Here is a 25,466-nt window from a genome sequence, read left to right on the forward strand (position 1 = left end):
GCTTCCTTGCCCCGCAGAACTTCCGGAACACCTAAAAGACATGTCTACCGAACGATATAATCCGCGTGATGCCGAGCCGCGTTGGCAGCAGGAATGGGAAAACGGCCAGGTCTTCCAGACCGAGAACGACGACCCGCGCGAAAAATATTACGTGCTCGAGATGTTCCCCTATCCGTCCGGGCGCATCCACATGGGTCATGTGCGCAACTACACGATGGGCGACGTCGTCGCTCGCTACAAGCGCGCCCGCGGCTTCAACGTGCTTCACCCCATGGGTTGGGATGCCTTCGGCATGCCGGCGGAAAACGCCGCCATGGAGCGCGGCGTGCATCCAGCGACCTGGACCTATCAGAACATCGCTTCGATGAAGGCGCAGCTGAAGGTCATGGGGCTGTCGCTCGACTGGAACCGCGAATTTGCGACCTGCGACCCTGAATACTACCAGCGTCAGCAGCACCTGTTCGTCGATTTCCTCGAGAAGGGCCTGGTCTACCGCAAGCAGTCCAAGGTCAACTGGGATCCGGTCGACAACACTGTTCTGGCCAACGAGCAGGTCATCGATGGCCGCGGCTGGCGTTCGGGCGCGCTCGTCGAACAGCGCGAACTGACGCAATGGTTCTTCCGCATCACAGACTTCAGCCAGGAGCTGCTGGACGCGCTGGATACGCTCGATCAGTGGCCGGAAAAAGTGCGGCTGATGCAGAAGAACTGGATCGGCCGCTCCGAAGGCCTGTCCATTCGCTGGCAGATCGTCGAAGGCACCGCCGACGCCGATACGACCGAGCTGACCGTTTACACCACCCGTCCGGACACGCTGTTCGGTGCGTCTTTCCTCGCGATCTCCGCTGATCACCCGCTCGCCAGGCAAGCTGCGGCAAAGGATCCGGCAATCGAGGCCTTCTGCGAGGAGTGCCGCCGCGCCGGCACGTCGCTGGCAGCGCTCGAGACCGCTGAAAAGAAGGGCATGGACACCGGCATCCGCGCCAGGCACCCGCTCGACGAAAGCTGGGAGCTGCCGGTTTACGTCGCCAATTTCGTGCTGATGGACTATGGCACCGGCGCGATCTTCGGTTGCCCATCGGGCGACCAGCGCGACCTCGATTTTGCCCGCAAGTATGGCCTTCCGGTCGTTCCGGTGGTCATGCCGCGCGACGGCGACGCTGCGAGCTTTGCGATCGGCGACGAGGCCTATATCGGCGACGGCGTCATGATCAATTCGCGCGACCTCAATGGCCTGTCGACGGAAGACGCCTTTGAAAAAGTGGCGTCGAAGCTGGAGAAAGAACAGCTGGCCGGTGCACCGTGCGCCGAACGCAAGGTCAATTTCCGCCTGCGCGACTGGGGTATTTCCCGCCAGCGCTATTGGGGCTGCCCGATCCCGGTGATCCATTGCGATGACTGCGGCGTCGTTCCCGTTCCCAAGGCCGACCTGCCCGTCGTCCTGCCACCGGATGTTACCTTCGACAAGCCGGGCAACCCGCTTGATCGCCATCCGACCTGGCGGCACGTGGCCTGCCCGCATTGCGGCAAGGATGCTCGCCGTGAAACCGACACGATGGACACCTTCGTGGATTCGTCCTGGTATTTCACACGCTTCACAGCGCCCTGGGAGGACAACCCGACCGATCCGAAGGTGGCCAACCACTGGCTGCCCGTCGATCAGTATATTGGCGGCATCGAGCACGCGATCCTGCATCTGCTCTATTCGCGCTTCTTTACCCGCGCGATGAAGGCGACCGGTCACGTTGCGCTCGACGAGCCGTTCAAGGGCCTGTTCACCCAAGGCATGGTGGTGCACGAGACCTACAGCCGCGGCGAAGGCGCTCAGCGCGAATGGATCACGCCGGCGGAAATCCGCATCGACGAGGTCGATGGACAACGCCGCGCCGTTCTGCTTGAGACCGGCGAGGACATCACCATCGGCTCGATCGAGAAGATGTCGAAGTCGAAGAAGAACGTCGTCGACCCGGACGACATCATCGCCTCCTACGGCGCCGACACGGCACGCTTCTTCGTCCTGTCCGATTCGCCTCCCGACCGTGACGTCATCTGGTCCGAGGCCGGGGTCGAAGGCGCCCACCGCTTCGTTCAGCGCGTCTGGCGCCTGATCGGCGAGGCGGCAGACACGCTTCGCACGGTCGAGGCAGCCCCCGCACACGACGGCGCCGGCCTGGCGGTCTCGCAAGCGGCCCACAGGACGCTGCGCGCAGTCGAAGCCGACTACGACAAGCTGGCCTTCAACAAGGCCGTGGCGCGTATCTATGAGCTCGTCAACGTGCTTGCAGCCCCGCTGACGCAGGTTGCCACCGGCAAGGCCGATGCGGCACTGACGGCGGCCGCCAAGGATGCAACATCGATCCTGATCAGCCTGATCGCACCGATGATGCCGCACCTGGCCGAGGAATGCTGGCAGGCGATCGGCGGCAAGGGCCTGATCGCTGAAAGCGGCTGGCCGAAGTTCGATGCCGCGCTCGTCGTCGAGAATGAAGTCACGCTTCCGGTTCAGGTCAACGGCAAGAAGCGCGCGGATTTGACAATCGCGCGCGATGCAGATCAGACTGCAATCGAAAATGCAGTTCTCGCTCTCGATGCCGTCAAGACCATACTCAACGGCAGCAGCCCCAAGAAAATCATCGTCGTGCCTCAGAGGATCGTCAATGTCGTTGTCTGATAGAGCTGGCTCCCGCATGCGGTCGATCCCGATGCTGGCTGGTGTTCTTATGTTGACCGCGCTCGCCGGCTGCCAGGTCAGGCCGCTTTATTCCGATGCAGTCGGCACACCCGCCGCGCTTGCGTCGATCGAAATCTCCGACGCCGACGAACGCGTCGAGCAGGAAGTGCGCAACGCCCTGATCTTCCTCGTCGCCGGCGGCCAGGGAGAACCAGTCAATCCGCAGTATCATCTGGCGTTGACGGTTGCGAGCCGCACCATGGGCGTACTTTACGATCAGGCGCGGGATCGGGCAGGGGCTGGCCGTATCGTCGTCAAGGCCGACTACAACCTCTCCAAGATCGGAACCGGCGAGACCATCAAGTCGGGCAATCGCACCGCTGTCGCACTTGTCGACTTCCCGGTGCAGGAGTTCGCCAAGGTTCGCGCCGTGCGCGACGGCGAAAACCGCGCTGCAAAGGAACTGGCAGAGCTGATCCGGGCTGACATCGCCGCGGCCCTTAGCCGCTAGGTCGGTGGCGGAATGAGCGAAGTCAAATCGCACGAGTTCGACTCTTTCCTTCAGAAGTCAGCGGGCCTCTATCGCCTCTTTGTCCTCTACGGGCCAGACCGTGGTCTGGTCTCGGAGCGGGCAGGGGCGATCGCGTCGCTCAGTGGCGTGCCGCTCGACGACCCTTTTTCCATCACCAAGCTCGACGCCAGCGATCTGCAGCAGAGCCCCGGCCGGCTTCTCGACGAGGTCAACTCGATCGGCCTTTTCGGCGGTGAAAAGCTGGTCTGGGTGCGCGGAGCCGCCAACGAGAAGGCGCTCGTCGATGCGTTACAGATCCTCGCCGGCGAACCTCCGACCGGTAGCTACGTCCTTGTCGAAGCGGGTGATCTCAAGAAGGGATCGGCGCTGCGCAAGGTCGCGGAGACCGCTCGTTCGATCGCGACCATTGCCTGCTATAGCGACGATGCCCGCAGTCTGCAGGCCCTGATCGACAAAGAACTCGGCGAGGAAAAGCTCGGCATAACACCGGCTGCACGGGAAAGACTGATGGAGGCGCTGGGCGGCGACCGACTGGCCTCGCGCAACGAAGTGCGCAAGCTGGCGCTCTATTGCCGCGGCAAGGCGACCGTCGATGAATCAGATGTCACCGACATCGTCGGCGATGCCAGCGCTATCTCCGTTGATGATGCGGTCGATGCCGTGTTGAAAGGTGATCTTGACGGTCTTCTGCACGCAATGCAGAAGATAACCACCTCGAAAACACCGGCTTTCCTTGTTTTGCAAGGGTGCTTGCGGCAATTTCAGCAGCTCGATCTGATGCGCGCCGAGATGGATTCATCGCGCCAGCAGCCCGGTCAGGTGATCGCCACTATGGGTCGCCATCTGCACTTTCGCCGCAAACCCATCATCGAGGCAGCGCTTCGGCATTGGTCGGCGCCGGCGATCCGCCGTGAGCTGACACGGCTGCAGAATACGATTTTTCAGAGCCGCACCCGCCAGAGCCTCGAGGAGAGCATGGTGCTGCAGAACCTGATGGCGATTGCCGTGCAATCAGCCAGACGCTGAACAATCGCTGTCGCGGCTCGGGTGGCTGACAAGGTCAGCACCATGCATGAGAAGGCTCGGCATTCTCCAGGTTCCCGTTGCCAACTCAGTTGTTTGTGAGCGTATCAGCATCGCGTGTATAGCATGCACGATGGTGTTGATCCCTTCAGGACCTCGATGCATCGCAGCGTCTGCAGGCCGACCATCGCACTCGTCCCTTCAAGCCAGCAAGCGATGCGAGGCTGGCGCAGCAGGATCCGGATGAAGGCCGGCGCAAGAGCTATTGCCAGAAAGACCGCCTGCCCGGGGATATCGGGGGGTATTCACTTCGGGGTCGCATCGCCGCCTTCAGCACGAAAACAGCAGACAATTGCTGTGCCCGCCACAGGCATAGCAAGCCCAATCCCTTGCGCTGTAAGGTCCTTTGATGCAGCCGACGTCAGGTCCCTGGTGTCCGGCACGAGGCCGAAATGAGGGAGACCTGAACGAGCCTCCGGGCAACACATCTTTTCAAGGATTGCCATCGCACTCGGCCCGCATTCACGAGCCTAAATCAGGCCATGCCGAACATGGGGAAAGCCGACGCCGTGCGTTCAGCGACGCTCGAGCAGACGGCAGATCTCTTCCAGTTGATCCAGTGTCTTGTAGGAAATCCGGAGGTGGCCGCCGGAAGCCTTGTGGCTGACGGTTACGTCAAGCCCCAAGCTATCGGACAATGTCCGCTCCAGCGCCAGCGTATCGGCGTCCTTCTCGTCCCGTCGCGCGGCCTTGGCGTAATTGGGGTCGTTCTGGGCGCGAATATCGTTCTGCGCCAAGCGTTCGGCGTCGCGAACCGAAAGACCCTTTGCAACGATGTTTCGGGCAAGCGTCGCCGGATCCGACGTCGGGATGAGAGCGCGCGCATGCCCGGCCGAAAGGCTTCCTTCGGACAACATGTCCCGCACGGGCTCAGGCAGCTTGAGAAGCCGCAGGCTGTTGGCGACATGACTACGGCTCTTGCCGATGATCTCGCCAAGGTCGTTCTGCGTGTAGCCGTGCTCAGCGATCAGCTGCTCGTAGCCCAGAGCCTCGTCGAGTGGGTTGAGGTCTGAGCGCTGCACGTTCTCGACGATGGCAATCTCGAGCGCCGTCCGGTCGTCAACATCCCGGATGATAACCGGAATTTCGGTAAAACCAGCCAGCTGCGCTGCTCGCCAACGGCGTTCGCCGGCAATGATCTCGTAGCGGTCCGTGCCAATCGTGCGGGCAACGACCGGCTGAACGATGCCGTGCTGTCGGATAGAGCTGGCGAGGTCCTGCAACTCACCCTCATCGAACTGCCGGCGAGGGTTTCTCGGGTTTCGCGACACGAACTCGATCGGCACCCGTCGATCGGGATTGACCGGGGCAGGGGCAGCGCCCGCCTGGATCGGTTGATCCATCTCGCCGATCAATGCAGCCAGTCCGCGACCAAGCCTTCTCTTCGAGCTATCGTCGTTCATAGTATCACCCGATTTTAATTCCGGTACCGAAATAATTAGGCGGCCTTGCGTTGCCGCTCACGCTGGATCACTTCCGATGCCAACTGAAGATAAGCTTGGCTGCCTGCGCATTTCAGATCGTAAAGGATGGCCGGCTTGCCATAGGACGGCGCCTCGGAGACACGAACATTCCGCGGAATGAGCGTATGGTAGACCTTGTCCCCCAGGTGCGTGCGAACATCACTCACCACCTGCTGAGCCAAATTGTTGCGCGAGTCGAACATCGTCAGCACGATACCCTGGATATCGAGGCTGGGATTAACGGTTCTGCGCACTTGGTCGACCGTCTCCAGCAGCTGACTCAGACCTTCCAATGCGAAGAACTCACACTGCAACGGCACCAGCACCGAATGCGCGGCCGCCATGGCGTTCATCGTCAAAAGGTTGAAAGACGGGGGGCAGTCAACGAGAACGTAGGTGTACTCCAGCGCCTCCGGGCTGGCCAAGGCCTTGCGCAGACGAAAGGCTCGGTCGGCTTCCCTTGAGATTTCCATCTCGACGCCTAAAAGATCCATCGTCGAGGGGACGATGGCGAGGTTCGGCACAGCGGTCTGCTGAACGATCTCGGCGATCGAATGCGATCCAACCATCAGTTCATAGGACGACAGATGGCGGTCACGGCGCTGAATGCCGAGACCCGTGCTCGCATTGCCCTGCGGGTCCAAGTCAACGATCAGAACCTTCTCGCCAATGGCCGCCAGTGCGGTTGCCAGATTGATCGCAGTCGTCGTCTTGCCGACGCCACCCTTCTGGTTTGCTATCGTGATGATCCGGTTTTTTGCGCCAAACATGTTTCCGCTCGCCAATCACTGTGTTCTTCGCGAAAGATTTGCGATCTCGAGCACGACAGAATCTCGCTCGACAATGCTTGGATGTTTTACCAGATCAAAGTCGTAGCGGCCAACGGCTTTGTCGATCTCCCGCTGGTAATCCCGCCCTTTATGGAAGTAAGCGACTGTTTTGCCGCCCTCGGCCATCATCCAGGGTGACGAATAGTCAAGCAACAGGCTAAGGTCGGCCAGCGCACGCGCCGAAATCGCGTCACATTTCGGCGCAACGGAACTCGCGTCTTCGATTCGAATCGGATGAACGGAACCCCGCGCGCCCGTTTCCATCAGCGCGACGCGCAAGAACGCAGCCTTCTTGTTGTTGCTCTCGATCAGATGCACCCAGCCGTCGGAGAATTCGGAAAGATAGATGGCCGTAATGACACCGGGAAATCCGCCACCACTGCCAAGATCGACCCAGGTCTTCGGACCGGGCGACAGTTGCACCAACTGGAGGCTATCGACGATATGGCGACGCCAAAGATCTTCGAGGGTGGAAGGCGCAATGAGATTGATGGACTTCGCCCATTTCTGGAACAGCGCAGCGAAGTGCTCTAGTCGTTCATTCGTTTCACGTGAAACACGCAGTCCGTTCAAGCCAGCGAAAGGACTCGTTTTCATTGCGCACTTACCTTCTCGTCTCGCACCGCAGAGCGGTTGACCCGTTTCAACCAAGCCAGGATCAACGACGCCGCGGCCGGGGTCATCCCGTCGACCTTGAGCGCTTGCGCCAGATTTCGCGGCGCCTGCGTCGTCAACTTCTGCTTCAGTTCATTCGATAGACCAGCGAGGGCCGCAAAGTCAAAATCAGCAGGAATGACCATCGTCTCCTCGCGGCGGATACCGGCAATGTCCGATGCCTGGCGATCCATGTAGACGGCGTAGGCCGCGTCGATCTCAAGTGGCTCTACCACCGCACGCGGAATATCCTGCAGCTCGGGCCATAGAGACACCAAGGCATCAATTGTCTGGTCCGGGTAGGATAGGATCTCAAATGCGGTTCGCCGTTGGCCATCCTGGTTCAGCTTGAGGCCATGGCGGTTCCCTTCGGCGGGCGTGACGGACAATCGCTTGAGCAACGCCCGTCCGCTGTCGAACTGCGCTTTCCATTCGGCAAAGCGCTCCTTCCGTGCCTCAGAGACACAACCAATCTCGATTGCCTTCGGCGTCAGACGCATGTCGGCATTGTCGGCCCGCAGAGACAGACGGTACTCGGCTCGCGACGTGAACATGCGATAGGGCTCGGTGATACCCCGAGAGGTCAGGTCGTCAACCATTACGCCAATGTAGGAATCGGTGCGGCTGAAGATGACGGCCTCGCGTCCCATCGCCGCTTTCGCTGCATTCAAGCCTACGACCAGGCCTTGAGCGCCAGCCTCCTCATAACCGGTAGTGCCATTGATCTGGCCAGCGAGGAACAGACCCGGCATCTTGCGCACAGCCAGCGTCGCATCCAGTTCGCGCGGATCAACATGATCATACTCGATTGCATAACCCGGTTGCAGGATCTTCACTGCTTCAAGACCAGGGATTGTTCGGATGAACGCGTCCTGAACATCTGCCGGCAGGGAGGTTGAAATGCCGTTTGGGTAGACGGTGTCGTCATCCAAGCCTTCCGGCTCGAGGAAGATCTGGTGGCCGTCCCGCTCGCCGAAGCGAACGATCTTGTCTTCGATCGAAGGACAATAGCGCGGACCAACCCCCTCGATCTGCCCGGAGTACATCGCCGACTTGCCGATATTGTCGGCGATGATCTTGTGCGTCGCGTCAGTCGTGCGCGTTACGCCACAATCGATCTGCCGATTGGTGATCCGATCGGTCATGAACGAGAAGGGCACAGGATCCTCGTCTGGCCCCTGACGGCCGACGCGGTCCCAATCAATCGTCTTGCCGTCCAAGCGTGCTGGGGTCCCGGTCTTTAATCGTCCCAGGCGAAGACCATAACGCGCCAGGGTGGCGGAGAGACCAAGTGATGGCTCTTCACCGACACGGCCAGCCGGTATCTTTTGATCACCAATATGGATCAACCCTTTTAGAAAGGTGCCTGTCGTCAGCACCACTCCAGCCGCGCCGAAGGACCGGCCGTCCTTCATGACGACCCCGGTTATCTTCCCGTCGTGCTCTATGAGATCAAAGGCGTCGCCTTCGATCACGCTGAGGTTCTCAGTGGCGGCAATCTCGCGCTGCATCGCTTCGCGATAGAGCTTGCGGTCAGCCTGGGTGCGTGGGCCACGAACAGCCGGTCCCTTACGCCGATTGAGCAGGCGGAACTGGATGCCGGCAGCATCGGCGATCCGTCCCATGAGACCGTCAAGGGCATCGATCTCGCGCACGAGATGCCCCTTGCCGAGTCCACCGATCGCGGGGTTACAGGACATCACGCCGATCGTTGACGCCTTGTGCGTGATCAGAGCGGTTCGTGCTCCAAGACGCGCGGAAGCGGCAGCAGCCTCGCAGCCTGCGTGACCACCACCTATGACGATGACGTCAAAATGGACCATTGTTGCTATCTCCGATCAAACGCATTCCGGGTTCGAATCGTTTCACGTGAAACACGTCTCATGACTCGCTAGCGTTGCATTGTTTTAGTCAAGCGTCATTTACCGATACAGAATTCGGAAAATATCACATCCAACAGGTTTTCGACATCCACCCGCCCGGTAATGCGGCCGATAGCATCACCAGCGACGCGGAGCAGCTCCGCACGTATATCCAGCCCGTGCTGGTCGAGTGTCAGGCTGTCCGATAGCGCGATACTGGCTTGGCGCAGGGCATCCACGTGCCTGCGCCGCGAGGGGATGGAAAGCGCCGTAACACCAGTTAAATCAGGGAGATAGCTGGCAATCACACGCAAGAGCTGGTCCATCCCCGCCCCGGTCCTGGTCGAAATCGCGACATCGGCACCAACAAAGCCATCGCCGTCTTCTCTGTCGGACTTCGTTGCAACCTTCAATACCGGAATCTCGGCGAGATCGAGTTCCTGCAGGGTATCAAAGCCCGTTTTCGTTTCCGACAGGAGAAGAACCAGATCGGCGCGCGAGATCACGTCACGGGCACGGCGAATGCCCTCGCGCTCGACCGTCTCGTCAGTCTCGCGCAGGCCGGCCGTGTCGAACAACTTGACGGAGAATCCGGCTAAGGAAAGATCGACCGAAAGCACGTCACGCGTGGTGCCGGCAATTTCGGTGACGATCGCGATATCACGTTTCGCCAGTGCATTAAGCAAACTGGATTTGCCGGCATTGGGTTCGCCGGCAATGACGATCTTCAGGCCGTCGCGAATGATCTCTCCAATTGGAGCTTGGGCGATATGAGCGTCGATTTCATCGCGCAGCCGTTCCATGTCGCTCCAGATCCGCTCACTGACCGAGCCTGGGACATCTTCCTCGTCAGCAAAATCGAGCTCCGCTTCGATCATCGCCCGCGCATGGATCAGGCGCTTCGCCCAGCTATCATAGACCTCCGACTGACCCCCTTCGGAATGCTCGAGCGCCAGACGGCGCTGCATCTCCGTCTCGGCAACAATGAGGTCCGACAGACCCTCGATCTCGACAAGATCCATCTTGCCGTTCTGGAAAGCACGCCGTGAAAACTCTCCAGCCTCCGCGTGACGCAAGCCATCGAAGCCGGACAATTCGTGCAACAGCATTTGAACGACGGCACGGCTACCATGGACCTGCAGTTCAGCGCAGTCCTCGCCGGTAAAGGAGGCAGGGCCCCGGAAGCAGATGACCAGGCCGCTGTCGATCGCCAAACCGTTGCGGGAACGAATCGGTTTCAACGAAGCAACGCGCGGTTCCGGAACGGCGCCGCACAGCGACCCAACGACTTCGATCGTCCTCGGTCCACTGATGCGGATGACCGCCACGCCTGCCGGCAACGCCCCGCTGGAAAGCGCGTAAATCGTATCCACGGATGGCATTGTTATCACCTGGGCCCGAATGAGACTGATCGCTCTGCGCACGCCCGGCTCTGGAATTGAGTTCAGGCGCGTTTTTCTGACCCCTCTTTGTCGGTTGCGGGATGAGACGCGACAATCGGCGTTTCCCGGCAAGCGCAGAGGTTAAGAGCGGTTGGGAGCTTATGCCGAATAGTCAGGGAAAGATCAAGTCTGAGGCTGCTCGGCGATTGTGTTTCACGTGAATCACCAAACACGACGAATGCTCATCTCAGGGAGAGCAGCTCGAAATTCGTTGCGACCACGAATCGAAAAGCAGTCGTCAAGAACTTCAGTCAGAGAATCCGGCTAATGAAATAACGGATAGAAATGAAAAGACCGGGCATTCATCTTGCCCGGTCTCAATCTTGGTAAGGTGGCCTGACCGTATCAGGTGTTCATCGAGTCGAAGAAGTCGCCGTTGTTCTTCGTCTGCTTCAGCTTGTCGATAAGGAACTCGATGGCGTCTGTCGTGCCCATCGGAGCCAGAATCCGGCGAAGAACAAAGATCTTCTGCAGATCCTGGCGCGGAACCAGCAGGTCTTCCTTACGCGTTCCGGACTTGAGGATGTCCATCGCCGGGAAGATGCGCTTGTCGGCGACCTTGCGGTCGAGCACGATTTCCGAGTTGCCGGTACCCTTGAACTCTTCGAAGATGACTTCGTCCATGCGGCTGCCTGTGTCGATCAGCGCGGTCGCGATAATCGTCAGCGATCCACCTTCTTCGATGTTGCGCGCAGCACCGAAGAAACGCTTCGGGCGCTGCAGGGCGTTGGCATCGACACCACCGGTCAGAACCTTGCCCGATGACGGAACAACGGTGTTGTAGGCGCGACCGAGGCGGGTGATGCTGTCGAGCAGGATGACGACGTCACGGCCATGTTCGACCAGGCGCTTCGCCTTTTCGATCACCATTTCGGCAACCTGAACGTGGCGCGTCGCCGGCTCGTCGAAGGTGGAGGAGACAACTTCGCCCTTAACCGAGCGCTGCATGTCGGTCACTTCTTCCGGACGCTCATCGATCAAGAGAACGATCAGATAACATTCCGGATGGTTGGCGGTGATCGAGTGAGCGATGTTCTGCAGGAGAACCGTCTTACCGGTGCGCGGCGGAGCGACGATCAGACCGCGCTGGCCCTTGCCGAGCGGGGCGACCAGGTCGATCACCCGGGCAGACAGATCCTTCGAGGTCGGGATCTCGAGTTCCATCTTGAAACGTTCGTTCGGATAGAGCGGCGTCAGGTTGTCGAAGTGAACCTTGTGACGGATCTTTTCCGGATCGTCGAAATTGATGGTGTTGACCTTGAGCAGCGCGAAGTAGCGTTCGCCTTCCTTCGGTCCGCGGATCGGTCCCTCAACCGTGTCGCCGGTCTTCAGCGAGAAGCGGCGGATCTGGGAGGGCGAGATGTAGATATCATCAGGGCCGGGAAGGTAGTTGGCATTGGCAGAACGCAGAAAGCCGAAACCGTCCTGCAGAACCTCGACGACGCCTTCACCGATGATTTCGATATCCTGGGCAGCGAGCATCTTGAGGATGGCGAACATCAGCTCCTGCTTGCGCATGGTGCTGGCGTTTTCCACCTCGAGCTCTTCGGCAAAGGCCAGAAGATCGGTCGGCGTCTTGTTCTTAAGTTCTTGTAGCTTCATTTCAGCCATGAAGGATCCATGTTTCGTACGGGAATGGGAAGACGGCGTGTTTTCTGAAGGGAGCTGCGGCAGGGGGGCAGGCTCTGGTCTTTGTCACAAGCCATGAAGAGGAGATGGCAGAAAATAGCGATTCACGTGAAACGCCGCAAGGGGTTGTCGAAAATTAGCGAGAACTCTTACAATTAGCAATCGATAAAATTCAAAACGGCTTCACCACGACCATGATGACGATCAGAATCATCAGCAGCGTCGGGGCCTCGTTCATCAAGCGCCAGTAGCGTGCAGTGCGGCGGTTCTCATCCCGCTGGAAGGCCCGTACCGCCCGGCTGAAGCGCACATGCACCACAGTCAGCATCACCACGAACAGGAGTTTGGCGTGAAGCCAGCCGCCCTGAAAACCATAGACGCTCCAGGCGAGGTAAAGTCCAAGCACCCAGGAGATCATCATCGCCGGGTTCATGATGACCTTCAGCAGACGCTGCTCCATCATCTTGAACGTCTCGGACTGTTCGGAGCCTGGCGCTGCATCGGTGTGGTAGATGAACAGCCTAGGCATGTAGAGCAGCGCTGCCATCCACGACATCACGGCAATCACGTGCAGCGCCTTGATCCAGAGGTAGAGGCTCTCCGGCTGCCAGACGAAAAGCCCGACGAGCAGCGCGGCAAATCCACCAAGCGCAATCATCGCCCTCAGCCGCGCCCTGTTTCCGGGAGCACTATCCGTCTGGCGTTCGCTCATCAACGTTTCCCGCGAACCCGCGACACCAGCGCCGAGACGTTTTCCGGATCAGCCTGCGGCGTAATCCCGTGTCCAAGGTTGAAAATCAGCGGCCCATTTCCGAGCGCATCGAGAATACGGTCAATACCCTGATCGAGCGCAACGCCACCGGAAACGACCCGCATCGGATCGAGATTGCCCTGCACCGGTCCGTCCTTCTGCAAATCGACAGCGAAGGACAAGGGAACGGTCCAATCGAGCCCGATGGCATCGGCACCCGTTTTCTGGCGATACTGCTTCAGGAGGAGCCCTGCGCCCTTGGCAAAAGCGATTATCTTCGCCTGCGGGCGTCGCGCTCTGACCGACGCAATCATTCGGGCAACGGGCTTGACCGCAAAACGCTCGAATTCCTCCTCACCGAGAACGCCGGCCCAGGAATCGAAAATCTGCACCGCGTCGGCGCCAGCATCGATCTGCTCGACCAGATAATCGGCGGACACATCGGCGAGGAACGTCAAAAGCCATTCGAATGCTTCCGGGTTCCGATAGGCGAATAGCCGGGCGGGGGCCTGGTCCGGTGTTCCATGGCCAGCGATCATGTATGTCGCGACCGTCCAGGGGGCACCACAAAAACCGAGCAGCGTTGTTTCCCCGGGGAGTTCGGCACGCAACCGCGACACCGTTTCAAACACCGGTTTCAGGTGATTGGAGATACCGTCAGCCTTCAGAGCCTTGATGCCGTCGACATCAATCGGATCCATTCTTGGTCCATGCCCTTCCTCGAAGCGAACGTTGCGCTTCAGGGCATCTGGGATCACGAGAATATCGGAAAAGAGAATGGCTGCATCAAAAGCATAACGTCGGATCGGCTGCAGCGTCACTTCGACGGCCAGATCCGGCGTGTAACAGAGATCGAGGAAGCTTCCGGCAACGGCCCGCGTTGCCCGATATTCCGGAAGGTAGCGACCGGCCTGGCGCATGAGCCAGATGGGAGGGGGACTGATTGTCTTCCCGTCCAAAACCTCCAGAACTTTCCTTCGTGTCTCGGCCACGGATGGTCTCTCCCAATATATAAACAAAGGTATTTAGACTCTTTCTATTTCTTAGAGTCGGTGGGTATCAAGGATTAAAAGATGACCACACGTCATCCACGACGGCCCGATCGGATCAAGGCGGGCGGGAGCCAGCATCGCAGCTGCGGCCGCATTTCGTGGATAAGTGCAAAAAGCCGATGGGAATCAGGCGATTGCCGCGTTCGAAAAAGCGCGCATAGCTGTGGACAACGAATGGAAACACGTGACACTTTGTCATTGCCATGAGTCTTGTCCACAAGCTCCGCGAAGCTTTCTTCCGCGCTGGACCAATTGTGAATAAGTCAGAGGTTTTCCCGTCGCCCGAGCCGACGGCGCGTCATCGGCGGTTTTTATCCCGGTTTATCAACAGCACCCGGAGAATAGCGTGGAGAACAAGAAAAACTACTTCCACCTGCATCTGATCTCCGATTCGACAGGGGAGACGCTGATCGCCGCAGGGCGCGCGGCAGCCGCACAATTCCAGGCGTCGCATGCGCTTGAACACGTCTATCCGCTCATCAGAAATCGCCGGCAGCTGCTGCAGGTTCTCGACGCCATCGATGGCGCGCCCGGCATCGTGCTCTATACAATCGTCGATCGCGAGCTGGCCGGCATCATCGACCAACGCTGCCGTGAGATGGGTGTGCCGTGCGTCTCCGTGCTCGATCCGATCATCGAACTGTTCCAGTCCTATCTCGGCTCGCCGTCGCGACGCCGTTCCGGCGCGCAGCACGTGATGGACGCCGATTACTTCGCGCGGATCGACGCGTTGAACTTCACCATGGACCATGACGACGGTCAGCTGCCGGCCGACTTTGATGACGCCGATGTGGTCTTGATCGGCATCAGCCGAACATCGAAGACGCCGACATCGATCTATCTGGCCAACCGCGGCATCAAGACGGCCAACATTCCGATCGTCCCAGGCGTGCCGCTTCCCGATCGACTGATGGCGGCCACCAAGCCGCTGGTCGTTGGCCTGATCGCGACCGCCGATCGCATTTCGCAGGTTCGCCAACACAGGGTGCTGGGCACCACGCAGGGCTTCCACGGCGATCAGTATACGGATCGGGCGGCGATCGCCGAGGAGTTGAAATATGCCCGCGCGCTTTGCGCGCGCAACAATTGGCCGCTCATCGATGTGACCCGACGCTCGATCGAGGAAACCGCCGCGGCAATTGTTGCCCTGCGTCCGCGGCTGCGATAGAGCGAATCCGAACAATTCGGGAACTTCGATGATGACACCTTCACTCGTCCTGGCTTCAGCAAGCCCGTTCCGTCGCGCGCTTCTGGAAAATGCCGGGCTGGTGTTTGCCGCACGCGCTGCCGAGATTGACGAGCGCGCGCTTGAAAAGCCGCTCGAGGAAGAAGGCGCCGCGCCTGAAGAGGTGGCGATGACGCTCGCCGAAGCCAAGGCGAGAGATGTCGCCGGGCATTTCCCCGGAGCATTGGTGATCGGCTCCGACCAGACCATGTCTCTGGGCCAAAGGGTCTACCACAAGCCGAAGGACATGGCGGAAGCCGGACAACATCTCCTGTCGCTTTCGGGCAAGACCCATCGCCTGAACAGTGCGGTCGTCCTCATCCGCGACGACGCGGTTCTCTGGCGCCACGTCTCGTCAGCACAGATGTCCGTGCGCGCGCTGACGCCGGAATTCGTCGATCGCCATCTGCAGCGTGTCGGCAGCAAGGCCTTGTCCAGCGTCGGCGCCTATCAATTGGAGGGCGAAGGCATCCAGTTGTTCGACAGGATCGACGGCGACTACTTCACCATCCTCGGTCTTCCGATGCTGCCGCTGCTCGCAAAACTCCGGGAATTGGGAACGATCGATGCGTGATTCACGTGAAACATTTGTTAACCACGCCTTCGTCACCGGCTACCCGATCAAGCATTCGAGGTCGCCGCTGATCCATGGTTATTGGCTGAAACAGCTCGGGATAGAGGGCAGCTATCGCGCACATGAAGTGAAGCCGGAAGATTTTTCCACCTTCATCGCGGAGTTGAAACAAGGCACGTCGGGCTTTTGCGGTGGCAACGTCACCATTCCGCACAAGGAGGTTGCCCATCGTCTGGCAGACCGCCCCGATGATCTCTGTCTGGAACTCGGCGCTGCCAACACGCTGTGGATCGAAGCCGGAGAAGTTCACGCGACCAATACCGATGGCCGCGGGTTCGTCGCCAATCTCGATGAGCGCGCTGATGGTTGGGACCAGTGTTCGACCGCGGTGGTGCTCGGCGCCGGCGGCGCCAGCCGCGCCGTCATCCAGGCCGTGCGCGACCGAGGCGTCAAGACGATCCATGTCGTCAACCGTACGGTGGCAAGGGCGAAAGAGCTGTCCGACCGTTTTGGATCGACCGTGCACGCCCATCCGATGGAGGCATTGGGCGAAGTGATGAGGGGTGCCGGCCTCTTCATCAACACGACATCGCTCGGCATGGACGGACAGGAAGCGCCGCAGATCGATTTCACCGTCCTGGCGAGCGGCGCGGTGGTCACCGATATCGTCTATGTGCCGTTGAAGACGCCTTTGCTTCGTCAGGCCGAGCGACAGGGCTTTGCCATCGTCGATGGGCTTGGCATGTTGCTGCACCAGGCAGTGCCCGGCTTCGAACGCTGGTTCGGCCGCCGGCCTGTCGTCGATGCCAACCTTCGGCAACTCGTCATCGATGACATGGGGTCGCACGCATGATGATCGTTGGCCTGACCGGATCGATCGCCATGGGCAAGTCGACGACGGCGCAGATGTTTCGCGAGTTCGGGGTGCCGGTCAACGACGCCGATGAAGTGGTGCATGCGCTCTATCGCGATGAGGCCGTTGCTCCTGTCGAGGCAGCTTTTCCGGGAACGGTGAAGGATGGGGCGGTCGATCGGGCCGAGCTGTCGCGTCAGCTCCTGGCAACACCGGAAAGGCTGCGCGAGCTCGAAAGCATCGTGCACCCACTTGTTCGTCAGAAGGAACGCGAGTTCCTTGACAGGAATGCCGCGGCCAATGTCCCCTTTGTCGTGCTCGATATTCCCCTGTTGTTTGAGACGGGGGCCGAGGCGCGTGTCGATCGGGTGGTCGTGGTCAGCTGCGCACCCGACCTTCAAAGAGAGCGGGCGATGAAACGTCCAGGGATGACCGAAGAGAAATTTGCCATGATCCTGGCGCGTCAGGTGCCGGACAGCCAGAAGCGCGAACGCGCCGATTACATCGTCGATACCAGCCACAGCTTCGACAATACACGCCAACAGGTGAGGGCAGTCGTCGACGATCTCACCAAAAATGGAGCGCTCGATGCGTGAGATCATCTTCGATACGGAAACGACCGGCCTCGACAACCGCGAGGACAGGGTGATCGAAATCGGCGGCGTCGAGCTGGAAAACCAGTTTCCGACCGGCCGCACGCTGCACATCTTCATCAATCCCGGCAATCGCAAGGTTCATCCGGATGCGCTTGCCATTCACGGCATCACCGACGAGTTCCTGAAGGACAAGCCGCCTTTTGCCGATGTCGCCCAAGAGATCATCGATTTCTTCGGCGATGCCCGGTGGGTGGCGCACAATGCGACCTTCGACATGGGCTTCATCAATGCCGAATTCGGCCGCATCGGGCTTCCCGCCATTGCCGGGGAACGGGTGACGGATACGCTTGCTCTTGCCCGCCGCAAGCATCCGATGGGTCCGAACTCGCTCGATGCGCTCTGCCGGCGTTACGGCATCGACAATTCCCATCGCGCCAAGCACGGCGCGCTTCTCGACTCCGAGCTTCTTGCCGAAGTCTATATCGAGATGCTCGGCGGTCGTCAGGCGGCGCTCGGATTGGTGTCGAGCAACAAGGGTGCGGGGCAAACCGTCGAACACGATGATGCACCGATTGCCGTCGCGCAGCGACCACGGCCATTGCCAAACCGTTTGTCTGAGGCGGATGAGGCGGCGCATGCCGCGCTGGTCGCCAAGATGGGAGCGAAGGCGATCTGGGCGAAATACGATCCGCTGAAATGAAAAAAGCCCGGTCAAACCGGGCTTTTTCCTAAATACGATCCAGACTGAGCGAAATCAGTTGGCGGTCTCGTTGGCGTTTGCCACCTGCGAGCGGACCTTTTCTTCGGCCATGCGCTGGGCGAACATCTGAGCGAAATCGATCGGATCGATCATCAGCGGCGGGAAGCCGCCGTTGCGGGTCGCGTCGGAAACGATCTGGCGCGCGAACGGGAACAGCAGACGCGGGCACTCGATGAAGAGCAGCGGCAGCATGTGTTCCTGCGGGAAGCCGGCAACACGGAAAACGCCGCCGTAGGAGAGCTCGACGTTGAACAGAACGCGCTCGCCATCCTTGGCTTCCGCGTTCAGCGAGAGCACGACGTCGAAATCGTTCTCGGCAAGCGGGTTGGCGTTGACGTTGACGTTGATGTTGATCGACGGTGCATTGTCGCGGGCCTGCAGCGAACGCGGTGCGCCCGGGTTCTCGAAAGAGAGATCCTTGACGTACTGGGCGAGGATGTTGAGCGACGGGCTCTGCTGCGCGCTGCCGTTGCCGTTGGATGCGGTATCAGTCGTCATAAGGGTTTCCTCGACTTCAAATTCGGTGAGGCCATCTAGCATTTCGCCAAAGGGCTTACAACCCTGCGCCACAGGCCTTTGCTATTGCCGCCGGCGCTCTTCGGACGGGTTGGTTTCGTCGTCGTCGGTCCTAGAGAACTCGCCCTCGCCAAGGTCGATGACGCGTGGTTGGCTGCGCTCCTGCGGCGCATGGCTCGGCCCGTGCCAGGACTGGCTCGAAGCGGTGGTCACGACAGTCATTCTTGATCGGAGATAGCTGGCGATCGCCTGTCGGACAGGTGGCACGAACAGAAGCAGGCCGAAGATGTCGCTGATGAAGCCGGGCACCATGAGCAAAAGTGCTGCGACGAACATCAAGGCGCCGCCGAGGACCTCGCGTCCGGGGTCGCTGCCGGTGCGCGTTGCTTCCTGAACGCGCCTGATCACGGCAAAACCCTGAACGCGAAGTAGAACGACCCCGGCGATCGCACTCAACAGGACGAGTAAAAGGGTCATGGCGAGGCCGATCTCGCGGCCGACGATGACGAAGCCGGCAATCTCGGCGAGCGGCAGTCCAAGAATGACCAGGGGAATTAACATTGAGCGCATTATCGGTGCCTGAAAGGGTCTTCGCATCGTCACCTCCGATCTAAGGGTGCGACAACGCGGTTTGAATGATCTATCCTTGCGGACTATATGGAATAGCTACGAGAAATTCTAACAGCGGTTTCAGGTGGAAATGGGCTCTTTCGACTTCATCACGTTTTTTTTCTTGATCGCCGCAGTGGTCATTTTCCTGCAGTTGCGCAGCGTGCTCGGTCGCCGGACCGGCAACGAACGACCACCGTTTGATCCCTATTCGCCGCGGGATATGAGCCAGGGGCCTGAAAAGGCCGACAATGGCAAAGTCGTCCAACTGCCGCGCCGCGACAATGTCGAGGATGATTCGGCGCGCTACGCTGCAATCGACGCCTTCGCCAAAGCGGGAACGCCGCTCAACGATCAGCTCCGTTCGCTGACCGACGCCGACAATGGCTTCGACCCGAAGGAGTTCGTCAACGGCGCGAAGATGGCCTATGAGATGATCGTCATGGCTTTTGCCGACGGCGACCGCAAGACGCTCAAGAACCTTCTGTCGCGCGAGGTCTATGAAGGCTTCGACGCCGCGATTGCCGAGCGCGAGCGCAAGGGCGAGGTGGTGAAGTCCACCTTCGTCGGCATCGAGAAGGCCGACATCGTCCACGCCGAAGTCAAGGACAGCGAAGAAAACATCACGATCCGGATCGTCAGCCAGCTGATCTCGGCGACCTACGACAAGCAAGGCGCCATCATCGATGGCGACGCGGAGTCGGTGGCCGAAGTCAACGATCTCTGGACCTTCTCGCGCGACATTCGCTCGCGTGATCCGAACTGGAAGCTGATCGCGACCGAATCCGAAAACTGATCGGCAAGGTGCGACCATGACGCTTCGACTTGAGCCTGTCACCTTCTCCGATCTACCGGGGTGGCAGGACGACGATCCGACCGCGGTGATTGAAGCGCTGCGCCGCTGTCATCATCATGTCTCGACGGCGAAGCCCTATCGCACGGGTTCGCTTGGCATTTCCGTCGATGACTTGATGCCGGCATTTTCGGCCGCAAGCGTGAAAGTCGCCGATGCGGCTGCGGCGCGCGCATTTTTCGAGCAGCAGTTCGTCGCCTTCAGGATCCGGCCGGAAACCGGCAAGACCGGTTTCGTGACCGCGTTCTATGAGCCCGAGATCGAGGTGCAGGCGACAGCGGACGACACATTCCGATATCCGATCTACCGCCGTCCGATTGATCTCGTCGATATCGATGATACCAACCGGCCCGTGGACATGGATCCCTATTTCGCCTTCGGCCGCCTGCATGACGGCCTGGTCGGCGAGTATCCCGATCGCCCTGCGATCGAGCAGGGCTTTCTGGCGGGGCGCGGCCTGGAGATCGCCTATGCCAGATCCAAGGTCGATGTGTTCTTCGTCCACGTCCAGGGTGCCGCGCGGCTCGTCTATCCCGACGGTTCGCGCCGGCGCATCACCTATGCCGCCAAGACCGGCCACTATTTTTCTCCGATCGGCAAGCTGCTGATCGATCGCGGCGAAATCGATGCCGCTACCGTTTCAATGATGAGCATCCGGGGTTGGCTGGCCGCCAATCCGGATCAGGTCGACGAGGTGCTTTGGCACAATCGCTCCTTCATCTTCTTCCGCGAGGCTGATGTGCATGACGAGCGGCTCGGGCCGGTCGCCGCCGCCAAGGTGTCGCTGGAACCGGGACGGTCGCTTGCCGTCGATCGGCTGATCCATACCTTCGGTGTACCGTTCTTCATCTCCAGTGACAGCCTGACGCGTCTTGATGCCGGACAGCCGTTTAGACATCTGATGCTGGCGCTCGACACAGGATCGGCGATCGTCGGTCCGGCTCGCGGCGACATCTTCACCGGATCGGGCGACGTGGCAGGCGAGCTTGCGGGTGCCGTTCGCAACGACGCCGATTTCTACATCTTCATCCCCCGTGCGGCTGCGGCAAGATACGGCAATGGCTAGGGGCAAGAAGCTTTCAGCCGAAGAGCGGATTCTGTGGGGAAAGGTCGCGCGCACGACCAGGCCCATGCCCGGCCGCCTCGACGATCTCCGGGAGTTTCTCGGCGAGGACGTTCCAGCCGCGCCCAAGGATGAGCCGCAAAAGACGCAAGCGGCGTCGCCGGCCGGTGGGGCCGGTGAACAGCAGGGAATCGCGCTCGCCAACACCTCGAACGGCCGGCATCACTATCCGCTTGAAAAACCCGTCAAGCGCAAGCTGTCGAAGGGGCATCTGGCTCTCGAAGCGCGGATCGATCTGCACGGCATGATCCAGAGCCAAGCCCATGGCTTCCTCCTGCATTTTCTTCTGAGAGCCCATGAGCGCGGGCTGCGCCATGTTCTCGTTATCACTGGCAAGGGAACGTCGATCGGCAGCGATGGCGCCTTGAAACGTGCCGTTCCGCTCTGGTTCTCGCTGCCGGAGTTCCGGCCATTGATCTCGAGTTACGAGCCGGCTGCGCGCAATCACGGCGGCGATGGCGCGCTTTATGTCCGCCTGGCACGCAAGGGGAGCCCGACGTGACCCCCTTCGGCGCGGCGGTGCGCGATCTGCGTCGCAAGAAGGGCGTATCGCAGAAGCAGATGGCCGCGGCGATCGGCGTGTCGGCCGCCTATCTCTCGGCGCTCGAGCATGGAAAACGCGGCGCTCCGAGCTTCGATTTCCTGCAGCGCGTGGCCGGTTACTTCAACGTCATCTGGGACGAGGCCGAGGAATTGTTCCAGATCGCCCATGTCTCCGCACCGAAAGTGGTGCTGGATACCTCGGGGCTGGCACCGGAACATACCGCCTTTGCCAACCGGTTGAGCGGGCAAATCCGCGATTTGTCCGTCGACACGATACGCGCCCTGGAAGATGTTTTGGAAAAAGCCACATTTCCTGCTAATGACAGGGGATGAACAGCTGTTTTCCGGCCGCTCCGCGCGGTCCGGGATTTGGAACCGTGGACAAATTTTCTATAGTCCGCGAGGCGTCCGAGACGTGATTCGCAACGAATCACCACGTCCGAAGAACCTGGAAAGACCCGAAGCCGAATGACCGATATTCCTGAAACCGATACCGGCGCCGCCGCCGAATATGGTGCCGACTCCATCAAGGTGTTGAAGGGCCTGGATGCCGTACGCAAGCGGCCGGGCATGTATATCGGCGACACCGACGACGGCTCCGGTCTGCATCACATGGTCTATGAGGTGGTCGACAACGCGATCGACGAGGCGCTGGCGGGCCACGCCGATATCGTCACGGTGACGCTCAATGCCGACGGCTCAGTGACGGTCACCGACAACGGCCGCGGCATCCCGACCGACATCCACAAGGAAGAGGGCGTCTCGGCGGCTGAGGTCATCATGACGCAGCTCCACGCCGGCGGTAAGTTCGACCAGAACTCCTACAAGGTTTCCGGCGGTCTGCACGGCGTCGGTGTTTCGGTGGTCAACGCGCTGTCGGTGATGCTGCGGCTGAAGATCCGTCGGGCGGGCAAGATCCACGAGATGAGCTTCACCCACGGCGTGGCTGATGCTCCGTTGAAGGTGATCGGCGACGCCGGCAGCGATACCGGCACCGAGGTGACGTTCCTGCCGAGCACGGAAACCTTTACCAAGACGGACTTCGACTACGGCACGCTCGAACATCGCCTGCGCGAACTCGCCTTCCTCAATTCCGGCGTGCGCATCGTCTTGACCGATAAGCGCCATTCGGACGTGCGTCAGGACGAGATGATGTATGACGGCGGCCTCGAAGCCTTCGTCGCCTATCTCGACCGCGCCAAGAAGCCGCTGGTGCAGAAGCCGGTTTCGATCCGCGGCGAAAAGGACGGGATCACCGTCGAAGTCGCGATGTGGTGGAACGACAGCTACCACGAGAACGTGCTCTGCTTCACCAACAACATTCCGCAGCGCGACGGCGGCACGCATATGGCTGGCTTCCGTGGCGCGCTGACCCGGCAGATCACGTCCTATGGCGAAACATCCGGCATCACCAAGAAGGAAAAGGTGACGCTGACCGGCGACGACTGCCGCGAGGGCTTGACCGCCGTTCTCTCGGTCAAGGTGCCGGATCCGAAGTTCTCGTCGCAGACCAAGGACAAGCTGGTTTCCTCGGAAGTCCGTCCTGTTGTCGAAAGCCTCGTCAACGAAGCCTTGAGCACCTGGCTGGAGGAACATCCTTCCGACGCCAAGATCCTTGTCGGCAAGGTCGTCGAAGCGGCGGCTGCGCGCGAGGCGGCCCGCAAGGCACGCGAACTGACGCGCCGCAAGGGTGCACTCGACATTTCCTCGCTGCCGGGCAAGCTGGCCGACTGCTCCGAACGCGATCCGGCAAAGTCTGAAGTCTTCCTGGTGGAGGGTGATTCGGCGGGTGGTTCGGCCAAGCAGGGACGCTCGCGCGAAAACCAGGCGATCCTGCCGCTGCGCGGCAAGATCCTCAACGTCGAACGCGCGCGCTTCGACAAGATGCTCTCGAGCCAGGAAATCGGCACGCTGATCACCGCGCTCGGCACGTCGATCGGCAAGGACGAGTTCAACGCCGACAAGCTGCGCTATCACAAGATCATCATCATGACGGACGCTGACGTCGATGGCGCCCACATCCGCACCCTGCTGCTCACCTTCTTCTTCCGGCAGATGCCGGAGCTGATCGAACGCGGTCATCTCTATATCGCCCAGCCGCCGCTCTATAAGGTGACGCGTGGCAAGTCCGCCCAGTATCTGAAGAACGAGCAGGCGCTGGAAGATTACCTGATCTCCATGGGTCTCGAGGAAGCGACGCTGCAACTGGCATCCGGCGAGGTTCGCGCCGGTCAGGACCTGCGCGAAGTGATCAACGATGCGCTTCGCGTGCGCAATCTGATGGATGGCCTTCACTCGCGCTACAATCGCTCGATTGTCGAACAGGCGGCAATTGCCGGCGCCTTGAATGTCGAACTGAACGGCCAGCGCGAACAATACGCGCAGGTCGCGATCGAAGTGGCCCGCAGACTCGACGTCATCGCCGAAGAGACCGAACGCGGCTGGAGCGGAGCAGTGACCGCCGAAGGTGGCCTCAAGCTCGAGCGCATGGTGCGTGGCGTCAAGGAAGTCGCCGTCCTCGACATGGCGCTGATCGGCTCGTCCGACGCCCGTCATATCGACCAGCTGACGTCTAAGCTCAAGGAAATCTACTCCGCGCCGCCAGTGCTTCGCCGTCGCGATGGCGCACAGGACATCAGCGGTCCGCGCGCGCTTCTGGATGCGATCTTCGCGGCAGGCCGCAAGGGTCTTTCGATGCAGCGCTACAAGGGACTGGGCGAAATGAATGCCGAGCAGCTTTGGGAAACGACGCTCGATCCGAACGTGCGCTCGCTATTGCAGGTGCGGGTGAACGATGCGACCGACGCCGATGGACTGTTCTCGCGCCTGATGGGCGACGAGGTCGAGCCGCGCCGCGACTTCATCCAGGAAAACGCACTGAACGTTGCCAACCTCGATATCTGATCGAAAGACTGTCGCAATCGCTTCGCAGATCCCGGTGCCGCAAGGCACCGGGATCTTTTTTGTTTATTCCGCCTTGAAGCGGCCTTCGAAGGCGAGTTCTGCAAGCGGCTTGCGCTGGCTCGGCTTTTCCCGTTCGCGCAGATCGTCCGGCAGCGTCGAGGGGTCGGCCAGCCGGCCGATTGCCACCGCGGCCTCGACCCGATGGTGCTCGGGGACGCCGAGGGTGATCATTGCCTTGTCGCGATCGATGCCGGCCATCGCGTGCGCGTGCCAGCCGGAAACCGTTGTCTGCAGCGCAAGGCTGAACCATGCAGCACCGGTGTCGAAGGCATGGGTGTAGGCGGCCCGCATTTCGCCGGAGGCCGCCTGCGTATGGGTCTTGGAGATGACGATCACCAACGCGGCGGCATGCTTGGCCCAGCGCTGGTTGCTCTCGTTCAAGATATCCAGCAGACGCGCGAAATGCTCTGTGCCGCGGCGGGCATAGACGAACCGCCAGGGCTGGTTATTGCTCGCAGACGGTGCCCACCGGGCGGCTTCGAGCAGTAGGAGCAAGTCTTCCTCGCTGATTTCCTCCTGGGTGAACGCACGCGGCGACCAGCGCTTCAGGAACATCGTGTCGATCGGGTGGTCGGCGGTTCTGTGGTTGCTTTCCGTCATGAACATACCTCTTTTATCGTGTCGGAATCCCGTGGGAGGAGCGCTGCCATCGACGACGCCCGCTGCGCAAGGCGAGGCCGTTGGCGAGATTCGCGGCCGACGCTACATGGGATCAGGCGCCGATGAAACCGGCTTTGCGCCCGCACCGTTGATCGTTTTTCCGGCGCGATCCGCTCGATAACGGAATCTGCAGAAACGGTGTTTCGGGTGATTGTCGAGTTTGATAAAAAAGTTGTATAAGTTCTGTAGATTTTTCGGAGAGAGGACGTGCGATGACTTTT

Annotated in this window: 24 protein-coding genes; 13 read left to right on the forward strand and 11 right to left on the reverse strand. The window is 60.3% G+C overall.

Annotation, left to right across the window (positions count from 1 at the left end; translation table 11 throughout):
• The first annotated feature begins 40 nt into the window (after positions 1 to 40).
• The 3 genes from leuS to holA are packed head-to-tail and all read left to right on the forward strand — an operon-like array spanning position 41 to position 4,229.
• On the forward strand, positions 41 to 2,671 hold the full coding sequence (leuS, locus tag AC1Q80_RS19460) for a leucine--tRNA ligase (protein ID WP_492361491.1): 2,631 nt from the start codon (positions 41 to 43) through the stop codon (positions 2,669 to 2,671).
• Positions 2,658 to 3,182 (forward strand): LPS assembly lipoprotein LptE, encoded by a 525-nt coding sequence (lptE, locus tag AC1Q80_RS19465; RefSeq protein WP_173418451.1) that lies wholly within the window; start codon positions 2,658 to 2,660, stop codon positions 3,180 to 3,182. The genes leuS and lptE overlap by 14 nt, the downstream gene beginning before the upstream one ends.
• Positions 3,183 to 3,194: 12 nt before the next feature.
• Complete coding sequence (gene holA, locus AC1Q80_RS19470) at positions 3,195 to 4,229, forward strand: DNA polymerase III subunit delta (protein WP_492361492.1); 1,035 nt, start codon at positions 3,195 to 3,197, stop codon at positions 4,227 to 4,229.
• A gap of 572 nt (positions 4,230 to 4,801) precedes the next feature.
• Here holA and AC1Q80_RS19475 read toward each other — a convergent pair.
• From AC1Q80_RS19475 to hemE, 8 genes are all read right to left on the reverse strand, one after another.
• Entirely contained in the window at positions 4,802 to 5,689 is an 888-nt protein-coding gene (locus tag AC1Q80_RS19475; RefSeq protein ID WP_077504727.1) for a ParB/RepB/Spo0J family partition protein, read from the reverse strand.
• 35 nt (positions 5,690 to 5,724) lie between these two features.
• Positions 5,725 to 6,519, reverse strand: a complete 795-nt coding sequence (locus AC1Q80_RS19480) for a ParA family protein (protein ID WP_492361493.1) — start codon at positions 6,517 to 6,519, stop codon at positions 5,725 to 5,727.
• A gap of 15 nt (positions 6,520 to 6,534) precedes the next feature.
• Positions 6,535 to 7,176, reverse strand: coding sequence for a 16S rRNA (guanine(527)-N(7))-methyltransferase RsmG (rsmG, locus tag AC1Q80_RS19485; RefSeq protein ID WP_492361494.1), 642 nt, complete (start codon positions 7,174 to 7,176; stop codon positions 6,535 to 6,537).
• The gene (gene mnmG, locus AC1Q80_RS19490; protein ID WP_492361495.1) at positions 7,173 to 9,056 is read right to left on the reverse strand and encodes a tRNA uridine-5-carboxymethylaminomethyl(34) synthesis enzyme MnmG; all 1,884 of its coding nucleotides are present in this window, start codon (positions 9,054 to 9,056) and stop codon (positions 7,173 to 7,175) included. The genes rsmG and mnmG overlap by 4 nt, the downstream gene beginning before the upstream one ends.
• 95 nt (positions 9,057 to 9,151) lie before the next feature.
• Entirely contained in the window at positions 9,152 to 10,477 is a 1,326-nt protein-coding gene (gene mnmE / locus AC1Q80_RS19495) for a tRNA uridine-5-carboxymethylaminomethyl(34) synthesis GTPase MnmE (protein WP_492361496.1), read from the reverse strand.
• Between the two features lie 405 nt (positions 10,478 to 10,882).
• Positions 10,883 to 12,148, reverse strand: coding sequence for a transcription termination factor Rho (gene rho / locus AC1Q80_RS19500; protein WP_115418875.1), 1,266 nt, complete (start codon positions 12,146 to 12,148; stop codon positions 10,883 to 10,885).
• A gap of 190 nt (positions 12,149 to 12,338) precedes the next feature.
• Positions 12,339 to 12,881, reverse strand: coding sequence for a protoporphyrinogen oxidase HemJ (gene hemJ / locus AC1Q80_RS19505; protein ID WP_173418458.1), 543 nt, complete (start codon positions 12,879 to 12,881; stop codon positions 12,339 to 12,341).
• Positions 12,878 to 13,909 (reverse strand): uroporphyrinogen decarboxylase, encoded by a 1,032-nt coding sequence (gene hemE / locus AC1Q80_RS19510; protein WP_492361497.1) that lies wholly within the window; start codon positions 13,907 to 13,909, stop codon positions 12,878 to 12,880. Before hemE ends, hemJ begins: the two co-directional genes overlap by 4 nt.
• A gap of 406 nt (positions 13,910 to 14,315) precedes the next feature.
• Here hemE and AC1Q80_RS19515 point away from each other — a divergent pair, with 406 nt between their 5' ends.
• From AC1Q80_RS19515 to dnaQ, 5 genes are read left to right on the forward strand one after another with little or no spacing between them, the layout of a single operon-like run.
• Entirely contained in the window at positions 14,316 to 15,137 is an 822-nt protein-coding gene (locus AC1Q80_RS19515; protein ID WP_077504721.1) for a pyruvate, water dikinase regulatory protein, read from the forward strand.
• 31 nt (positions 15,138 to 15,168) lie between these two features.
• The gene (locus AC1Q80_RS19520; protein ID WP_209790338.1) at positions 15,169 to 15,768 is read left to right on the forward strand and encodes a Maf-like protein; all 600 of its coding nucleotides are present in this window, start codon (positions 15,169 to 15,171) and stop codon (positions 15,766 to 15,768) included.
• A complete protein-coding gene (locus AC1Q80_RS19525) occupies positions 15,761 to 16,621 on the forward strand; it encodes a shikimate dehydrogenase (protein WP_492361498.1) in 861 nt (286 codons plus the stop codon). Before AC1Q80_RS19520 ends, AC1Q80_RS19525 begins: the two co-directional genes overlap by 8 nt.
• Complete coding sequence (coaE, locus tag AC1Q80_RS19530; protein ID WP_492361499.1) at positions 16,618 to 17,217, forward strand: dephospho-CoA kinase; 600 nt, start codon at positions 16,618 to 16,620, stop codon at positions 17,215 to 17,217. Before AC1Q80_RS19525 ends, coaE begins: the two co-directional genes overlap by 4 nt.
• Positions 17,210 to 17,917, forward strand: coding sequence for a DNA polymerase III subunit epsilon (dnaQ, locus tag AC1Q80_RS19535; RefSeq protein ID WP_173418463.1), 708 nt, complete (start codon positions 17,210 to 17,212; stop codon positions 17,915 to 17,917). The genes coaE and dnaQ overlap by 8 nt, the downstream gene beginning before the upstream one ends.
• A 54-nt stretch (positions 17,918 to 17,971) precedes the next feature.
• On the opposite strand, the gene secB is transcribed toward dnaQ, so the two are convergent.
• Positions 17,972 to 18,475, reverse strand: a complete 504-nt coding sequence (gene secB / locus AC1Q80_RS19540; RefSeq protein WP_173418464.1) for a protein-export chaperone SecB — start codon at positions 18,473 to 18,475, stop codon at positions 17,972 to 17,974.
• An 81-nt stretch (positions 18,476 to 18,556) separates the two neighbouring features.
• Entirely contained in the window at positions 18,557 to 19,063 is a 507-nt protein-coding gene (locus AC1Q80_RS19545; protein ID WP_492361500.1) for an FxsA family protein, read from the reverse strand.
• Between the two features lie 130 nt (positions 19,064 to 19,193).
• Between AC1Q80_RS19545 and AC1Q80_RS19550 the strand changes: the two genes are divergently transcribed.
• From AC1Q80_RS19550 to gyrB, 5 genes are all read left to right on the forward strand, one after another.
• Positions 19,194 to 19,898: a Tim44/TimA family putative adaptor protein gene (locus AC1Q80_RS19550; RefSeq protein ID WP_173418466.1), complete on the forward strand. Its 705-nt coding sequence runs from the start codon at positions 19,194 to 19,196 to the stop codon at positions 19,896 to 19,898.
• A gap of 16 nt (positions 19,899 to 19,914) precedes the next feature.
• A complete protein-coding gene (gene mltA / locus AC1Q80_RS19555; protein WP_492361501.1) occupies positions 19,915 to 21,021 on the forward strand; it encodes a murein transglycosylase A in 1,107 nt (368 codons plus the stop codon).
• Positions 21,014 to 21,580 (forward strand): Smr/MutS family protein, encoded by a 567-nt coding sequence (locus AC1Q80_RS19560; protein WP_492361502.1) that lies wholly within the window; start codon positions 21,014 to 21,016, stop codon positions 21,578 to 21,580. The genes mltA and AC1Q80_RS19560 overlap by 8 nt, the downstream gene beginning before the upstream one ends.
• Positions 21,577 to 21,954, forward strand: coding sequence for a helix-turn-helix domain-containing protein (locus AC1Q80_RS19565; protein WP_173418469.1), 378 nt, complete (start codon positions 21,577 to 21,579; stop codon positions 21,952 to 21,954). The genes AC1Q80_RS19560 and AC1Q80_RS19565 overlap by 4 nt, the downstream gene beginning before the upstream one ends.
• Before the next feature lie 135 nt (positions 21,955 to 22,089).
• The gene (gyrB, locus tag AC1Q80_RS19570; RefSeq protein ID WP_173418470.1) at positions 22,090 to 24,525 is read left to right on the forward strand and encodes a DNA topoisomerase (ATP-hydrolyzing) subunit B; all 2,436 of its coding nucleotides are present in this window, start codon (positions 22,090 to 22,092) and stop codon (positions 24,523 to 24,525) included.
• Positions 24,526 to 24,588: 63 nt separating this feature from the next.
• Here gyrB and AC1Q80_RS19575 read toward each other — a convergent pair whose 3' ends face one another.
• Complete coding sequence (locus AC1Q80_RS19575; protein WP_173418471.1) at positions 24,589 to 25,185, reverse strand: nitroreductase family protein; 597 nt, start codon at positions 25,183 to 25,185, stop codon at positions 24,589 to 24,591.
• Positions 25,186 to 25,466: the final 281 nt, after the last annotated feature.

The organism is Ensifer sp. GW823-FHT05D09 (assembly GCF_058795755.1).

Bases quoted from the DNA above. Each gene is read 5' to 3' on its own strand.
- leuS (WP_492361491.1), top strand. From the start codon at position 41: ATGTCTACCGAACGATATAATCCGCGTGATGCCGAGCCGCGTTGGCAG.
- lptE (WP_173418451.1), top strand. From the start codon at position 2,658: ATGTCGTTGTCTGATAGAGCTGGCTCCCGCATGCGGTCGATCCCGATG.
- holA (WP_492361492.1), top strand. From the start codon at position 3,195: ATGAGCGAAGTCAAATCGCACGAGTTCGACTCTTTCCTTCAGAAGTCA.
- AC1Q80_RS19475 (WP_077504727.1), bottom strand. From the start codon at position 5,689: ATGAACGACGATAGCTCGAAGAGAAGGCTTGGTCGCGGACTGGCTGCA.
- AC1Q80_RS19480 (WP_492361493.1), bottom strand. From the start codon at position 6,519: ATGTTTGGCGCAAAAAACCGGATCATCACGATAGCAAACCAGAAGGGT.
- rsmG (WP_492361494.1), bottom strand. From the start codon at position 7,176: ATGAAAACGAGTCCTTTCGCTGGCTTGAACGGACTGCGTGTTTCACGT.
- mnmG (WP_492361495.1), bottom strand. From the start codon at position 9,056: ATGGTCCATTTTGACGTCATCGTCATAGGTGGTGGTCACGCAGGCTGC.
- mnmE (WP_492361496.1), bottom strand. From the start codon at position 10,477: ATGCCATCCGTGGATACGATTTACGCGCTTTCCAGCGGGGCGTTGCCG.
- rho (WP_115418875.1), bottom strand. From the start codon at position 12,148: ATGGCTGAAATGAAGCTACAAGAACTTAAGAACAAGACGCCGACCGAT.
- AC1Q80_RS19520 (WP_209790338.1), top strand. From the start codon at position 15,169: ATGACACCTTCACTCGTCCTGGCTTCAGCAAGCCCGTTCCGTCGCGCG.
- AC1Q80_RS19525 (WP_492361498.1), top strand. From the start codon at position 15,761: ATGCGTGATTCACGTGAAACATTTGTTAACCACGCCTTCGTCACCGGC.
- coaE (WP_492361499.1), top strand. From the start codon at position 16,618: ATGATGATCGTTGGCCTGACCGGATCGATCGCCATGGGCAAGTCGACG.
- dnaQ (WP_173418463.1), top strand. From the start codon at position 17,210: ATGCGTGAGATCATCTTCGATACGGAAACGACCGGCCTCGACAACCGC.
- secB (WP_173418464.1), bottom strand. From the start codon at position 18,475: ATGACGACTGATACCGCATCCAACGGCAACGGCAGCGCGCAGCAGAGC.
- AC1Q80_RS19545 (WP_492361500.1), bottom strand. From the start codon at position 19,063: ATGCGCTCAATGTTAATTCCCCTGGTCATTCTTGGACTGCCGCTCGCC.
- AC1Q80_RS19550 (WP_173418466.1), top strand. From the start codon at position 19,194: ATGGGCTCTTTCGACTTCATCACGTTTTTTTTCTTGATCGCCGCAGTG.
- mltA (WP_492361501.1), top strand. From the start codon at position 19,915: ATGACGCTTCGACTTGAGCCTGTCACCTTCTCCGATCTACCGGGGTGG.
- AC1Q80_RS19560 (WP_492361502.1), top strand. From the start codon at position 21,014: ATGGCTAGGGGCAAGAAGCTTTCAGCCGAAGAGCGGATTCTGTGGGGA.
- gyrB (WP_173418470.1), top strand. From the start codon at position 22,090: ATGACCGATATTCCTGAAACCGATACCGGCGCCGCCGCCGAATATGGT.
- AC1Q80_RS19575 (WP_173418471.1), bottom strand. From the start codon at position 25,185: ATGACGGAAAGCAACCACAGAACCGCCGACCACCCGATCGACACGATG.